Source organism: Salinibacterium sp. GXW1014 (genome assembly GCF_044769865.1).
Lineage (GTDB): Bacteria > Actinomycetota > Actinomycetes > Actinomycetales > Microbacteriaceae > Homoserinimonas.
Map to the genome: position 1 here is coordinate 556,268 of NZ_JBIZWA010000002.1, position 13,700 is coordinate 569,967.

Below are 13,700 nucleotides of genomic sequence, written 5' to 3' on the forward strand. Positions count from 1 at the left end.
TAGTCGCCGTCGGTGACTCTCCCCCGTTGCCGCAGGTTCAGCTGAGACAGGCCGGCCCCAGCAGCGACTTCAGCTCGCCATAGAGATCTGCTGTAACCGAGACGGGATAGGGAACCTCGAACATCCGCGCCGTGCTGCCCTTGATGAGCTTGAGGCGCACCTCCGTCTCACCCGCGTGCCGGATGAGCACGTCGCCCAGCGCCGAGACCACCTCCGTCGTCGCCCGCATCTCGGGGACCGAGATCATGAGAGGGCCGGAACCGAGACTCGCCCCCGTGTCGGGCACAAACATGCTGTTCGCGTGGAGGTTCACTCCGTCGTCGCGCTGGCTCACCCTGGCGCGGATGACGACGATCGAGTCAGGGGTGAGCCCCGGCGAGAACTCCTGGTAGGTCTTGCCGAGGAACATGACGGTGATCTCGCCGCCGAAGTCCTCGACCGTCACGAGACCATATTGGTTTCCCGAATTGCGGGCGGTGCGATGCTGCACGCTCGTCATGAGCCCGGCGATCGTCACGGTCTCGCCGTCGTGCACGGTCTCACCCGCGAGGATCTCCGCAATCGTCACGCTTGCGTGCTTTGCGAGTTGTAGTTCCAAGCCCGCCAGCGGGTGGTCGGAGACGTAGAGCCCCAACATCTCGCGCTCGAAGGCGAGCTTGTCGCCCTTCGACCACTCGGGTCGATCCGGCACCGTGTTGGCCGCCTGCGGCTCATCCCAGAGGTTGTCGAAGTCGAAGCCCACCTGGCCGTTGGCCTCTGCACGCTTCTCGCGCACAGCGGCCTCCGTGGCATCCTCATGGATCTCGAAGAGTGCCCTGCGCGTGTGGCCGAGCGAATCGAAGGCGCCCGCCTTGATGAGCGACTCGATCGTGCGCTTGTTGGCAACGCCGATGGGAACCTTCTTGAGGAAGTCGTCGAAGGAGGTGAAGCGGCCCTTCTCCTCACGCGCGCCCCGGATGAGTTCCACGACGGAGAAGCCCACGTTGCGAACAGCGCCAAGGCCGAAGCGGATGTCGTCACCGACGGCGGCGAAGAAGCCGATCGATTCGTTCACGTCGGGCGGAAGCACCTTGATGCCCATGCGGCGGCACTCGTTGAGGTAGATCGCCAGCTTGTCCTTGGAGTCGCCGACACTCGTGAGGAGCGCCGCCATGTACTCGGCTGGATAGTGCGCCTTGAGGTAGGCGGTCCAGTAGGAGATCACACCGTAGGCAGCCGAGTGCGCCTTGTTGAAGGCGTAGTCGGAGAAGGGCAGCAGGATGTCCCAGAGCGCCTTGATCGCGGGCTCGGAGAAGCCGCGCTCCTTCATGCCGTTGCTGAAGCCCTCGTACTGCTTGTCGAGCTCGGACTTCTTCTTCTTGCCCATCGCTCGCCGCAGGATGTCGGCCTGGCCGAGCGAGAAGCCGGCGACCTTCTGGGCGATCGCCATCACCTGCTCCTGGTAGATGATGAGCCCGTAGGTGCCATCGAGGATCTCGCGCAGCGGCTCCTCGAGCTCCGGATGGATCGGAGTGATGTCTTGCAGCCCGTTCTTGCGAAGCGCGTAGTTCGTGTGCGAGTCGGCGCCCATGGGGCCGGGGCGGTAGAGCGCGATGACGGCCGAGACGTCTTCGAAATTGTCGGGCTTCATGAGCCGCAGCAGCCCACGCATGGGGCCGCCGTCGAGCTGGAAGACACCGAGCGTGTCACCCCTCGCGAGCAGCTCGTAGGAGGCCGGGTCGTCGAGCGTGAGTGTCTCGAGGTCGAGCGTCTCGCCGCGGTTGGTCTCGATGTTCTCAAGCGCGTCGGAGATGATCGTGAGGTTCCGCAGCCCGAGGAAGTCCATCTTGATGAGGCCGAGGGACTCGCAGGCGGGATAGTCGAACTGCGTGACGATCTGGCCGTCCTGCTCCCGCTTCATGAGCGGGATGATGTCGATCAGCGGATCGCTCGACATGATGACGCCGGCGGCGTGCACGCCCCACTGGCGCTTGAGGTTCTCTAGGCCGAGCGCCGTGTCGAAGACGGTCTTGGCCTCGGGGTCGGTCTCGACGACCGCACGGATGTCTGCGGCCTCCTTGTAGCGAGGGTGCGCCTTGTCGAAGATGCCGGTGAGGGGGATGTCCTTGCCCATGATGGGCGGCGGCATCGCCTTCGTCAGCTTCTCCCCCATGCCGAAGGGGAAGCCCAGCACGCGCGAGGAGTCCTTGAGCGCCTGCTTGGCCTTGATGGTGCCGTAGGTGACGATCTGCGCGACGCGCTCGTCGCCATACTTCTCAGTCACATACTTGATGACCTCGCCGCGGCGACGGTCGTCGAAGTCGACGTCGAAGTCGGGCATCGACACACGGTCGGGGTTCAGGAAGCGCTCGAAGATGAGGCCGTGCTTGAGGGGGTCGAGGTCTGTGATGCGCATTGCGTAGGCGACCATCGAGCCCGCACCGGAGCCACGCCCGGGACCGACACGGATGCCGTTCTCCTTTGACCAGTTGATGAAGTCTGCAACGACGAGGAAGTAGCCGGGGAAGCCCATCTGGATGATGACCTGCTTCTCGTACTCCGCCTGGCGCCGGACATCGTCGGGAATCCCACCCGGATAGCGGTAATGGAGCCCCTTCTCGACCTCCTTGGCGAACCACGTGTCTTCCGTCTCACCCTCGGGCACAGGGAAGCGCGGCATGTAGTTCGCCGACTCGTCGAACGCGACGTCGCAGCGCTCCGCGATCAGGAGCGTGTTGTCGCAGGCCTCGGGGTGGTCACGGAAGAGCGTACGCATCTGACTCGCCGACTTGAGGTAAAACTCGTCGGCGTCGAACTTGAAGCGCTTCGGGTCGTCGAGCGTCGTGCCCGACTGCACGCACAGGAGCGCCGCGTGGCTCGTCGCGTCGTGCGCGTGGGTGTAGTGGAGGTCATTCGTCGCGAGGAGCGGCAGACCCAGGTCTTTGGCGAGGCGAAGGAGGTCACTCATGATGCGCCGCTCGATGCCGAGGCCGTGGTCCATGATCTCGGCGAAGTAGTTCTCGCGGCCAAAGATGTCCCGGAAATCTGCAGCGGCCTTCACCGCCTCGTCGTACTGCCCAAGTCGAAGCCGTGTCTGCACCTCGCCACTCGGGCATCCCGTCGTGGCGATGAGCCCCTTGCCGTACTGCGAGAGCAGTTCGCGGTCCATCCGGGGCTTGAAGTAGTACCCCTCGAGCGAGGCCTTCGACGAGAGGCGGAAGAGGTTGTGCAGCCCCTCATTCGTCTCGCTGAGGAGTGTCATGTGCGTGTAGGCGCCCGCACCAGAGACGTCGTCGCCACCGCCGTCGCCCCACTTGATTCGGGTCTTGTCGCTGCGGTGGGTGCCGGGCGTGAGGTAGGCCTCGGTGCCGATGATGGGCTTGATTCCCGCCGCGGTCGCAGTCTTCCAGAAGTCGTAGGCGCCGAAGACGTTGCCATGGTCGGTCACCGCGACAGCGGGCATCCCCTGTTCGACCGCCGCCTCGACGAGGGGCTTCACACGGGCCGCTCCATCCAGCATCGAATACTCGCTGTGCACGTGCAGGTGCACGAAGGAATCGCTGCTCGCGGGCACTGCTTCTCCGTCTGGTTCAGGCGTCTGCTCGGGTGGTCTCCCAGTCTACGGCCGAGCACTGACGCCGCGGCCCAGCCGCTCCGATCACGCGGAACGCAGCACGTCGAGAGCGTGTTGCAGGTCGGCCGGATACGTGGATTCGAACTCCACCGGCTCGCCGGTCGCCGGGTGACGGAAGCCAAGGCGCATGGCGTGGAGCCACTGGCGGGAGAGCTCGAGTCGCGCCGACAGCGTGGGGTCAGCGCCATACATGGCATCACCGACACAAGGATGCCGCTGCGCCGCCATGTGCACTCGGATCTGGTGTGTGCGCCCGGTCTCAAGGTGCACCTCGAGCAGCGACGCCGACGGGAAGGCCTCAAGCGTCTCATAGTGCGTGACGGAATCCTTGCCACCTGCTACGACCGCGAACTTCCACGCGGAGGAGGGGTGCCGCCCGATGGGCGCATCGATCGTTCCCCTCAAAGGGTCAGGATGCCCCTGCACGACCGCGTGATAGACCTTGTCGACCTCGCGGTCGTGGAACGCGCGCTTGAGCTCCGAATACGCCCGCTCCGATTTGGCGACGACCATGAGGCCGCTCGTGCCGGCATCCAGCCGGTGGACGATGCCCGCGCGCTCGGCCGCCCCCGAGGTGGAGATGCGGTAGCCAGCACCCGCGAGGGCACCGAGCACGGTCGGTCCCGTCCACCCAACGGAGGGATGTGCGGCAACACCGACGGGCTTGTCGATCACGACGACGTCGTCGTCATCATGCACGATGCCGAAATCCGGCACGAGGGTCGGTTCGATCGTCGGGGCGGAGCGGGGCGTCCATTCGACCTCGAGCCAGGCATCCGCACGAAGCCGATCGGATTTTGCGACGGGCACGCCGTCGACCCGCACTCCTCCGGCCTCGACCACCTCGACCGCAAAGGTGCGCGAGAAGCCCATGAGCTTCGACAGGGCAGCGTCGACACGCTCCCCCGCGAGCCCGTCAGGTACCGGAAGGCTACGACTCTCCATGATCAGTCGCGCTCGCCTTCCGCGGCGGCGTCAATGTCATTGCCCGGCTTCGATTCGGCAATCTCGCGCGTGCCATCGAGCCGGATGCCACGCAGCGTCAGGATCACGAAGAGCCCCATGCTCGACACGATGAAGATGTCGGCGATGTTGAAGATGGCGGGGAAGCCCCAGACCTCGATGAAGTCGATCACGTGGCCCATGCCGAAGGATGGCTCCCTGAAGAGCCGGTCAGTGAGGTTGCCGAGCACTCCCCCGAGAAGCATCCCGAACACGAGGGCCCAGCTGAGGGCCCGGATGCGCCGGGCGAAGACCACGATCACGACCGTGACGACCGCGGCGGCGATCGAGAAGATCCAGGTCGACCCGCTCGCCAGCGAGAAGGCAGCGCCGGGATTGCGAACGAAGGTGAAATGCAACAGGTCGCCGAGCACGGGCACGCTCGCACGCTCGGTCAGGGTCGAAACGACCCATGCCTTGCTGAGCTGGTCTGCACCGTAGACGAGAAGAGCGGTGCAGACCAGCGCGGCGATGGCCTTGAGGCTCAGGCGGGACTGACGAGAGGGAGCGGCCGACTCAGTTGCCGACAAAGCCCTGGTAGCTGGCGGGCGGCTGGTTGGCCGGCACGCCATAGTCGCCGCCGAAGTCGCCCGATGCCTGCGAAGCGTTTGCTCCCGTGTTCACGGCGTCGACGGACTCGAGCTCACGCAGCTGGCCCTCGATGTAGCCCTTGAGGTTGCTGCGGTAGTCACGCTCGAAGGAACGGAGCTCCTCGATCTGCGACTCGAGCGCCGTGCGCTGCTGCTCGAGCTCGGTGACCTTGCGGCCGTGCTCAGCTTCGGCCTCGGAGATGAGGCGCGCTGCGGTCGACTGGCCCTCGGCGATGAGCGCATCCCGCTTCTCGATGCCCTCTCGGACGTGCTCCTCGTGCAGGCGGCGAGCCAGCTGGAGGAGGTTGTTGGTGCTGCCGGTCTCATCGAACGCGGGGGCAGCCTCGGCCGCGGGGGCCGCAGGTGCAGCCGCGACGGGTGCGACGGGCTCGGGAGCAGGCGCAGCGACCGGCTCCGTGTAGCTCGGCGCAGCCGCAGCAGCCTGCTGCTCGCCACCACCGCTGCGCTGAAGCTCAGAGATGCGCGACTCGCTTGCGACGAGGCGCTGGCGCAGCTCCTCGTTCTCCTGATTGAGGCGACGAAGCTCGACGACGACCTCGTCGAGGAAGTCATCCACCTCGTCCTGGTCGTAGCCCTCGCGGAACTTGGTCGGCTGGAACCGCTTGTTGACTACGTCTTCAGGCGTAAGGGCCATTCTCGTCACCTCTGAAAATTCTCTTGTCGATCGACAGTGCCGTCGAGCGTGAACGCTATCAGTGCCTGCTGTCCACCCACTGGGCTGACCGAAGGGCGCAGCGGACGCTCACTAGATTACAGGTAAGCCGCCAATTGGCGACCCCATGAGACGACATAGAGCAACACCAACACCACGAGCATCACGATGCTCCAGGCGAAATCAAGCGAGATGCCGCCGAAGCGCACGGGAGGCACGAGCCGCCGAGTGAAGAGCACCGGTGGATCCGTCAGCGTGTAGACGCCCTCGGCGACCACGAGTAGCGCGCCGGATGGCCGCCACCGAGGGGAGAACACGGTCACGAGCTCGAGCACGAACCGCGCCCACATCACGAGGAAATAGACGAAGAGCGCCACATAGGCGATTGTGAGCAGAACGACGAGGATCATGGACCACCTGGGGATGCAAAGGAAGGGCCCGCCCCGCTCCATCACCGCGCAAGGGCGGCCCGGGAGTCAGGATGCGACGGGGCGCGAAGCCCGACGGGCGGAACGTCGCGCGGCAATTCTATTGCCGTAGCGAGCGCCTACTGCTGGCCGTACAGCGCCTCTGCGTCGTCACTGTGCCCCTGGTCACCACTGACGGCGACGTGGGCGGGCGACAGCAGGAAGACCTTCGAGGTCACGCGCTCGATCTTGCCGTAGAGGCCCTGCGAGAGGCCGCTGGCGAAGTCGACGAGACGACGGGCATCCGGCTCGCTCATCTGAGACAGGTTGATGATGACCGGGATGCCCTCGCGGAAGCTCTCTGCGATGACCTGGGCGTCCTTGTACTGGCGGGGGTGGACAGTGAGGATCTCGTTCATTTCAGTGGGTCCCACCACTCGAGCGGGCGCTGCGCGACGAAGAGGCGTCACGGGCGCACGCTGGGCTGAATTCTGGGCAGGAACAGGAGCGGGCGCCGGGGCGGCGTGCTGCTGGACCGGGGCAGGCGCAGCGTTGGCCGGCTGCTCTTCGTAGTCGAATTCCTCATCGGCAAGGCCGAGGTACACCATCGTCTTGCGAAGTGGATTAGCCATTGGTTCTGAGCCTCCTGGTCGTTGCGTGTCTCGTCTTGACATTAACCCGGCGTCGGCCGGTTTCCCGTGATTGCCGTGCCGATCCTGAGGTGTGTCGCGCCCTCGCGAATGGCGGCGGCATGGTCGTGCGACATGCCCGCAGAGATCGCATCGGCGTGGGGCGCGAGCCGCCGCACCCGCTCCGAGGCCTCACGCACCCGCGCGAATGCCGAGGCGGGATCCTCATCGAGGGGAGCCACTGCCATGACACCGCGCAGGCGCAAGGCCTTGCTCTCGAGGACCCTCTCGACCAGGGCCTCGAGCTCGGGTTCCGCGACGCCACCGCGGCCGGGGTCGTCGGTCAGGTTGAGCTGCACGAAACACTCCACGACACGGCCATCGTCGCGCGAGAGCGCATCGACCAGCGACTCGCGATCGACGGAGTGAATGACATCCGCGTACTGGCGCACTGCTTTTGCCTTCTTGCCCTGCAGCTGCCCGACGAAATGCCAGCGAAGGCCCGCGTCGCCGAGTTCGGCGAACTTCTCCTGCGCCTCCTGGTGCCGGTTCTCCCCCACGTCGCGCACACCGAGCTGCGAGAGCTGCCGCATGAGCGAGACGGGGTGGAACTTCGTGACGACGATGAGCGTGATGTCATCGGCGCTGCGACCGGCGGATGCCGCGGCATCCGCGATTCCAGACCGCACCGCCTCGAGACGCTCGGCGAGCCGAGGGTCTGGAGTCGATGACAGTGGGTCGGAAGCCGTCACTTCAGGAAGTCGGGAATGTCGAGACTGTCGTTGTTGTCGTCGAACACCGGGTCGCTGGGCGCCTTGGGGAGTTCCGGCTCAGCGGACCAGTTCGAAGACGAGGAGCCCTCCCGCTCGGATGAAGACGAGGACGAAGACGAATCGGCAGCAGGGGCCGAATCATCGGAGGACGGGTCGACGAAGTTCGAGCGGTGGCCCTGCCGCTTGATGACGGGCTCTCCCCCGTCGAAGCCGGCCGCGATGACCGTGACGCGAACCTCGTCACCGAGCGTGTCGTCGATGACGGCACCGAAGATGATGTTGGCCTCGGGGTGCACGGCCTCCTGCACGAGCTTCGCGGCGTCGTTGATCTCGAAGATGCCGAGGTTGGAACCACCCTGCACAGAGAGCAGCACACCGTGGGCACCATCGATGCTCGCCTCGAGCAGCGGGGACGCGACTGCGAGCTCGGCGGCCTTGATGGCCCGATCGGCACCCCGAGAGGAGCCGATGCCCATGAGCGCCGACCCGGCACCCTGCATGACCGACTTGACGTCGGCGAAGTCGAGGTTGATGAGGCCGGGGGTCGTGATGAGGTCGGTGATGCCCTGGACACCCGCGAGGAGCACCTGGTCTGCCGTCGCGAATGCCTCGAGGAAGCTGATGCCGCGGTCGCTGATCTCGAGCAGGCGGTCGTTGGGCACGACGATGAGCGTGTCGACCTCGCTCTTGAGCGCGGCGATGCCGAGCTCGGCCTGGGCCGCGCGGCGCTTGCCCTCGAAGCCGAAGGGGCGGGTCACGACACCGATGGTCAGCGCACCGATCGACTTGGCGATGCGTGCGACGACGGGCGCGCCACCCGTGCCAGTGCCGCCACCCTCACCCGCCGTGACGAAGACCATGTCGGCGCCCGCGAGGGCCTCCTCGATCTCGTCGGCGTGGTCCTCCGCTGCGCGGCGACCCACCTCAGGGTCGGCACCCGCGCCGAGGCCGCGAGTCAGTTCGCGGCCGACGTCGAGCTTGACGTCGGCGTCGCTCATGAGGAGAGCCTGCGCGTCGGTGTTGATGGCGATGAATTCGACTCCGCGGAGCCCAAGCTCGATCATGCGGTTCACCGCATTCACGCCGCCGCCGCCGATGCCGACGACCTTGATCACGGCGAGGTAGTTCTGGTTTGTTGACACGTCCGGCCTCCGCTGGGAACTTTCAACCTCTACTAGAAGCTTAAAGTTATGCTCAGTATGTATTTCCTGACTGTGACGCTATGCGCGTCGCGTGCCGCTTTCCCTCACTCGCGGGGCGTGTCGCGAAAAGAAGGGTGAAACTTGCAGGAACCGGGTCGTCAGAGCGGGCGCACGACGGCGCTGAGGGGTGCCGTCACATCGAACTCGACCGAGGCGCCGGGGTCGTGCGCCGCCATGAGTCGCTCCAGGACGCGCGCCTTCAGCTCCGAACGGTCGGCACTCCCCCAAACAATGCGCTGGCCCACGCCCGAAAGCTTGAGGGTCACATCGTCCATCGTCGTCGCCGATACCTGGTCGACCTGCGGCAGCAGTGGGTCGGGCAAGGCGAGGAGCACCTCGATGATGGCGTCGAAGACGTCATCACCGATCTCCCCCTCCTCCACCTCCACGAGCGGCACACCGGCCGGTCGAGCCTCGGTGCGCTCGATCTCCACGCCTGCAGGGTCGACCAGCACGTAGCCATCCGATGTCATGACGGATGCCACGGGCTGACGTTCGACGACATGGATCACGAGGGTGTGTGGCGGGACCGCCTCGGTCACGTAACTGCGGATGAGCGGAAACTCGGACAGGTCGTCCGTGAGCTTGTCGAAGTCGAGGAGCGCGAGGGGCGTGCCGAGTTGGGAATCGACCGCTTCAGTCAGCTGCTCGGCATCAAGGCGGGCCGTGCCGGTCACCCTGATCTCCTGCAGCGCGAGCAGCGGCGAATACACGGCGACGGCGATGAGCGTGGCGAACACCGTGACGACACCGCTTGCCGTGATCCATGCCATGCGCCGGTTTCGAGCGCGGCGCGTGAAACGCCGCACTTCCGAACGCTCGAATCGCCGCCGTTCGGCCGCGGCCTTCCGTGCGTCGCGGCGAGCCGCACGCGCGCTGGCCTTCGCCTCCTTCGCGGCGATTTCTGCCTCACTCGGCTCACGGCGCTGTCGCTTCTGCTTGGTAGGACGCGGCTCGCGCGGGGCTCGCTCTTGGCGCTTCGGGAGACTCGGCAGCTTTCCGACCCGCGCCCTCACTGCGTGCCGGGGTTCCGTGTCCTCCTCCACGGGAGGAGCGGACGGGCGCGGATCGAAACCGTCAGGCCGTTTCATCCACCGGCTGGTTCCGTTCGAGGGCAGCAAGGAGCTGCGGGATGATCAGGTGGATGTCTCCCCCGCCCATGGGGATGAGGATGTCGCCGGGCCGTGCAATGCTCGCGGCGTACTCAGCCGCCTCGGTCCAGTCCTCGATGTACTGCGCGGCCGAGGCATCCGAGAATCGCTCCGTGATAAGCCTACCCGTGACACCGGGGATCGGTTCCTGCCGCGCAGGGTAGATCGGCACGACGATCGTGACGTCGGCGAGCCGTTCGAGCGTGTCGGCGAACTCCTGCGCCATGTCTTGCGTGCGCGTGAAGAGGTGGGGCTGGAAGACAGGGATGAGTCGACCTGTGCCGACGACACCGCGGGCACCCGACAGTGCCGCCTCCACCTCGGTCGGGTGGTGGGCGAAGTCGTCGAAGACTCGCACTCCCCCGACCTCGCCTCGGAACTCGAATCGGCGCTCGGCACCCGCGAAGTGAGACAGCGCCTCGACCGACGCTGCAGCGTCGAAACCGAGGCCGACCAGAACGGCGAATGCGCCGGCCGCATTGAGCGCGTTGTGGAGTCCGGCGACCGCCAGCGTGACGCGGTGCTCCTCCCCTGCCCAGGACAGCGTGAATGCCACCTGCGGGCCCGTGTCGACGGCATGGATGCGCACGTCCGCGTTCTCCGACATACCGAAGGTGAGCACCCGGCGGGCTGAGAGACGCGAGGTGATCGCGCGCGCACCGGGGTCATCGGCCGAGATGACGACGAGTTCGCTCGCGGTCTCGGCGAACCGTACGAACGCCTGCTCGAAGGCCTCCCGCGAACCGAAGTGGTCGAGGTGGTCGGGATCAACGTTCGTGATGAGCGCGACGGCGGTGTCGTAGAGGAGGAAGGAACCGTCGGATTCATCCGCCTCGACCACAAAGACGTCGCCATCACCGTGCGCCGCACTCGTGCCGAGCTCCCGGATCACACCGCCGTTGACGAAGCTCGGAGCCGCCTCGAGCCTGAGCAGGGCGGAGACGAGCATCGCGGTGGAGGTGGTCTTGCCGTGCGCGCCCGCGACGGCGACGAGGCGGGAATCGCGCGTCAGCCAAGCCAGCGCCTGAGCGCGGTGGAGGGCCGGAATGCCGCGCTCGCGCGCCGCCTGGTACTCGGGGTTCGACTCCGAGATCGCGCCCGTGACCACGAGGGCATCGACCGCGCCGATGTTCTCGGCATCATGGCCGATCGCGACGGGAATGCCCCGCTCGCGAAGGGCATCGACTGTCGCGCCCTCGCGGGAATCCGAACCCGTGACGGCGATGCCCTGCTCGTGGAACATGGCCGCGATGCCGCTCATTCCGGCACCGCCGATGCCGACGAAGTGCACGGAGTCGAGGCGAGCGGGAACGGGGGTGGAGAAATCCGACTTGATCATCGTGCCTACCGTATCCCGACTGCCTCATGCACGAGATCGAGCATGCGGCGCGTGCCGTCGCGCACACCGATCTCCTCAGCGTTGCTCGCCATGGTGGCGATGGCCGCCTCGTCGCGCAGCAGCGGCAGGAGTGCCGAGCGCACCCACTCGGGCGTGAAGTCGGCGTTGTCGACCAAGCGCGCAGCGCCAGCCTCGACGGCCTGCCGCGCGTTGAGCCGCTGCTCGCCATTGCCGATCGCGAGCGGAACATACACGGCCGGGATGCCGAGTGCCGTGAGCTCACTGACGGTCGCCGAGCCGGCACGGGAGACGGCAAGGTCGGCCACCGCGAGGGCCAGGTCCATGCGGTCGCAATAGTCGAGCGGATGGTAGTGCTCGGCCTGCACCGCCGCACCTGTGTCGCGCGTGCCGGTGATGTGGAGCACCTGCCAACCAGCATCCACGACCTCGGTGACGGTTGCCCGCACCGCCTCGTTGAGGCGCACGGCGCCGAGCGATCCCCCCGTCACGAGGAGGGTTCGGCGTGCGGCGTCGAGGCCGAAGGCCCGCAGCGCCTCACCGCGCACGGCCGCGCGGTCGAGGGTCTCGATCTCGGCACGCAGCGGCATCCCGACGAACCGGGCATGACGGAGGGGCGTGCCCTCGAAGGCGACGCCCACGAAACGCGTGAACCGACTGCCGAGGCGGTTCGCCATGCCAGGGCGTGCGTTCGCCTCGTGCAGCGCGAGCGGCACCCGTGCTCGCCGAGCGGCAAGGTAGGCGGGGGCGGCGACGTAGCCGCCGACGCCCACGACGACGTCGACGCCGCGGTCGCGGATCAGGGATTCGATGGAACGGATGACGCCCGAGAGCCGCGAAGGGAACGCAAGGGCAGCCCTGCTCGGCCGGCGCGGGAAGGGCAACTTCGCGACCGTGACGAGCTCGTAGCCGCGCTCCGGCACCAGGCGAGCCTCGAGGCCCTCAGCCGTGCCCAGCACGATGATGCGCGCATCCGGTTCGTCGCGGCGGATGCGGTCGGCGATGGCAAGGAGCGGGTTGACGTGCCCGGCCGTGCCCCCGCCGCAGAGGAGGTACGTGGTCACCTCGCCACCCTCTGCCGCTCCTCAGCCGGTTTGCGGGCAAACGAGAGGGCGATGCCGATCGCCGCCATGCCCGAGATGAGCGCCGTGCCGCCGGCGGAAATCAGCGGCAGCGGAACGCCGAGCACGGGCAGCACGCCGAGCACGACGGCGATGTTGACGAAGGCCTGACCGATGAGCCAGACCATGATGGTGCTCACCGCGATGCGGGCGAAGGGGTCACGACTGGCGCGGATGATGCGCACGAAGGCGATGAGCATCACGACGAAGAGTGCGAGCACCGTGACCGCACCCAGCAGGCCGAGTTCCTCGCCGATGATCGCGAAGATGAAGTCGTTGTCGGCTTCCGGCAGCCAGTTCCATTTCGACTTGGAGTTGCCGAGGCCGACGCCAAAGATGCCGCCGGATGCCAGGGCCCACCACCCATGCAGCGTCTGCCAGCAGGTGCCCAGCCCGTCATCCGTCGTGACGCATCCGCCCTGCCACGCCGAGATGCGCACCATGCGAGAGGAACCGCCGGAGAACAGCACGATGGCAGCCATGCTCCCCATCGCGAGGAACGCCGTGCCGAGATGCACGAGGCGGGCCCCCGCAAAGTAGAGGGTGCCGAACACCATGATGGTCAGGATGCTCGCGGTGCCAAGGTCACCACCGGCCATGACGAGCACGATGGCCACGATCGCGACGGGCGCGAGCGGGACCAGGAGCTCCTTCCAGTTGCGGAGCACGGCCTGCTTGCGCGCGAGCACGAGGGCCATCCACACGACCATGGCGAGCTTGATCGTCTCGGACGGTTGGAAGCTGAACGAACCAACCTGGATCCAGTTCTGGTTTCCGTTGACGGCATAGCCGAGGGGCGTCGCGACGGTGAGGAGCTGGAGGCCCAGCGCAACGATGATCGCGATGGGAGCCCACTTCTTCCAGAAGATGGCCGGTGCCCGTGACGCCAGCAGCATGATTGGCAGCCCGATAGCGGCAAAGAGTGCCTGCCGCTCGATGCCCCCGAAGAACTTCTGCGACTCCGTGTAGGAGGTGACCGACGACGCGGAGAGTACCATGACGAGGCCGAAAGCGACCAGGAACAGCGTCGTGCCGAGGAGCAGGTAGAAGTTCGCCGTCTCGGCGCCGAAGAGCTTGCGGACGGCCACCACCGCGCCGGCACCGCGAGGGGCCGACTTGGTCGAGTCGATGGTGGGCGTGTCAGTCACCCGTCTAGTCTCGGTCACCTTCTCGTGTCTGGCC

At 66.6% G+C, this 13,700-nt stretch carries 12 protein-coding genes; all 12 read right to left on the bottom strand.

What is annotated here, in order from left to right; all coding sequences use genetic code 11:
* Nucleotides 1-37 precede the first annotated feature (37 nt).
* The 12 genes from dnaE to ftsW all read right to left on the bottom strand — a co-directional run bounded on the left by dnaE (nucleotide 38) and on the right by ftsW (nucleotide 13,666).
* Nucleotides 38-3,499 (bottom strand): DNA polymerase III subunit alpha, encoded by a 3,462-nt coding sequence (gene dnaE / locus ACIQK7_RS12410; RefSeq protein WP_403025707.1) that lies wholly within the window; start codon nucleotides 3,497-3,499, stop codon nucleotides 38-40.
* 138 nt (nucleotides 3,500-3,637) lie between these two features.
* Nucleotides 3,638-4,558 carry an RluA family pseudouridine synthase gene (locus ACIQK7_RS12415; RefSeq protein WP_403025311.1) on the bottom strand — a complete coding sequence of 307 codons (921 nt, stop codon included), beginning with the start codon at nucleotides 4,556-4,558 and terminating at the stop codon, nucleotides 3,638-3,640.
* Between the two features lie 2 nt (nucleotides 4,559-4,560).
* Nucleotides 4,561-5,145: a signal peptidase II gene (lspA, locus tag ACIQK7_RS12420; protein ID WP_403025318.1), complete on the bottom strand. Its 585-nt coding sequence runs from the start codon at nucleotides 5,143-5,145 to the stop codon at nucleotides 4,561-4,563.
* Nucleotides 5,132-5,860, bottom strand: a complete 729-nt coding sequence (locus ACIQK7_RS12425) for a DivIVA domain-containing protein (protein ID WP_403025321.1) — start codon at nucleotides 5,858-5,860, stop codon at nucleotides 5,132-5,134. The genes lspA and ACIQK7_RS12425 overlap by 14 nt, the downstream gene beginning before the upstream one ends.
* Nucleotides 5,861-5,976: 116 nt before the next feature.
* Entirely contained in the window at nucleotides 5,977-6,288 is a 312-nt protein-coding gene (locus ACIQK7_RS12430) for a YggT family protein (protein ID WP_403025324.1), read from the bottom strand.
* 137 nt (nucleotides 6,289-6,425) lie between these two features.
* On the bottom strand, nucleotides 6,426-6,917 hold the full coding sequence (locus ACIQK7_RS12435; RefSeq protein WP_403025327.1) for a cell division protein SepF: 492 nt from the start codon (nucleotides 6,915-6,917) through the stop codon (nucleotides 6,426-6,428).
* 41 nt (nucleotides 6,918-6,958) lie between these two features.
* A complete protein-coding gene (locus tag ACIQK7_RS12440) occupies nucleotides 6,959-7,666 on the bottom strand; it encodes a YggS family pyridoxal phosphate-dependent enzyme (RefSeq protein WP_403025330.1) in 708 nt (235 codons plus the stop codon).
* Nucleotides 7,663-8,829 (bottom strand): cell division protein FtsZ, encoded by a 1,167-nt coding sequence (gene ftsZ, locus ACIQK7_RS12445; RefSeq protein ID WP_403025332.1) that lies wholly within the window; start codon nucleotides 8,827-8,829, stop codon nucleotides 7,663-7,665. The genes ACIQK7_RS12440 and ftsZ overlap by 4 nt, the downstream gene beginning before the upstream one ends.
* A gap of 158 nt (nucleotides 8,830-8,987) precedes the next feature.
* Nucleotides 8,988-9,662, bottom strand: coding sequence for an FtsQ-type POTRA domain-containing protein (locus ACIQK7_RS12450; RefSeq protein WP_403025335.1), 675 nt, complete (start codon nucleotides 9,660-9,662; stop codon nucleotides 8,988-8,990).
* Between the two features lie 304 nt (nucleotides 9,663-9,966).
* Nucleotides 9,967-11,379, bottom strand: a complete 1,413-nt coding sequence (murC, locus tag ACIQK7_RS12455; protein WP_403025338.1) for a UDP-N-acetylmuramate--L-alanine ligase — start codon at nucleotides 11,377-11,379, stop codon at nucleotides 9,967-9,969.
* Nucleotides 11,380-11,384: 5 nt separating this feature from the next.
* Nucleotides 11,385-12,461 (bottom strand): UDP-N-acetylglucosamine--N-acetylmuramyl-(pentapeptide) pyrophosphoryl-undecaprenol N-acetylglucosamine transferase, encoded by a 1,077-nt coding sequence (locus ACIQK7_RS12460; RefSeq protein ID WP_403025341.1) that lies wholly within the window; start codon nucleotides 12,459-12,461, stop codon nucleotides 11,385-11,387.
* Nucleotides 12,458-13,666, bottom strand: a complete 1,209-nt coding sequence (ftsW, locus tag ACIQK7_RS12465; RefSeq protein ID WP_403025343.1) for a putative lipid II flippase FtsW — start codon at nucleotides 13,664-13,666, stop codon at nucleotides 12,458-12,460. The genes ACIQK7_RS12460 and ftsW overlap by 4 nt, the downstream gene beginning before the upstream one ends.
* Nucleotides 13,667-13,700: the final 34 nt, after the last annotated feature.

Coding starts and splice junctions, on each gene's coding strand:
- ACIQK7_RS12450 (WP_403025335.1), bottom strand. CDS start 9,662: ATGGCATGGATCACGGCAAGCGGTGTCGTCACGGTGTTCGCCACGCTC.
- ACIQK7_RS12435 (WP_403025327.1), bottom strand. CDS start 6,917: ATGGCTAATCCACTTCGCAAGACGATGGTGTACCTCGGCCTTGCCGAT.
- dnaE (WP_403025707.1), bottom strand. CDS start 3,499: ATGCTGGATGGAGCGGCCCGTGTGAAGCCCCTCGTCGAGGCGGCGGTC.
- ACIQK7_RS12430 (WP_403025324.1), bottom strand. CDS start 6,288: ATGATCCTCGTCGTTCTGCTCACAATCGCCTATGTGGCGCTCTTCGTC.
- ACIQK7_RS12415 (WP_403025311.1), bottom strand. CDS start 4,558: ATGGAGAGTCGTAGCCTTCCGGTACCTGACGGGCTCGCGGGGGAGCGT.
- ACIQK7_RS12425 (WP_403025321.1), bottom strand. CDS start 5,860: ATGGCCCTTACGCCTGAAGACGTAGTCAACAAGCGGTTCCAGCCGACC.
- murC (WP_403025338.1), bottom strand. CDS start 11,379: ATGATCAAGTCGGATTTCTCCACCCCCGTTCCCGCTCGCCTCGACTCC.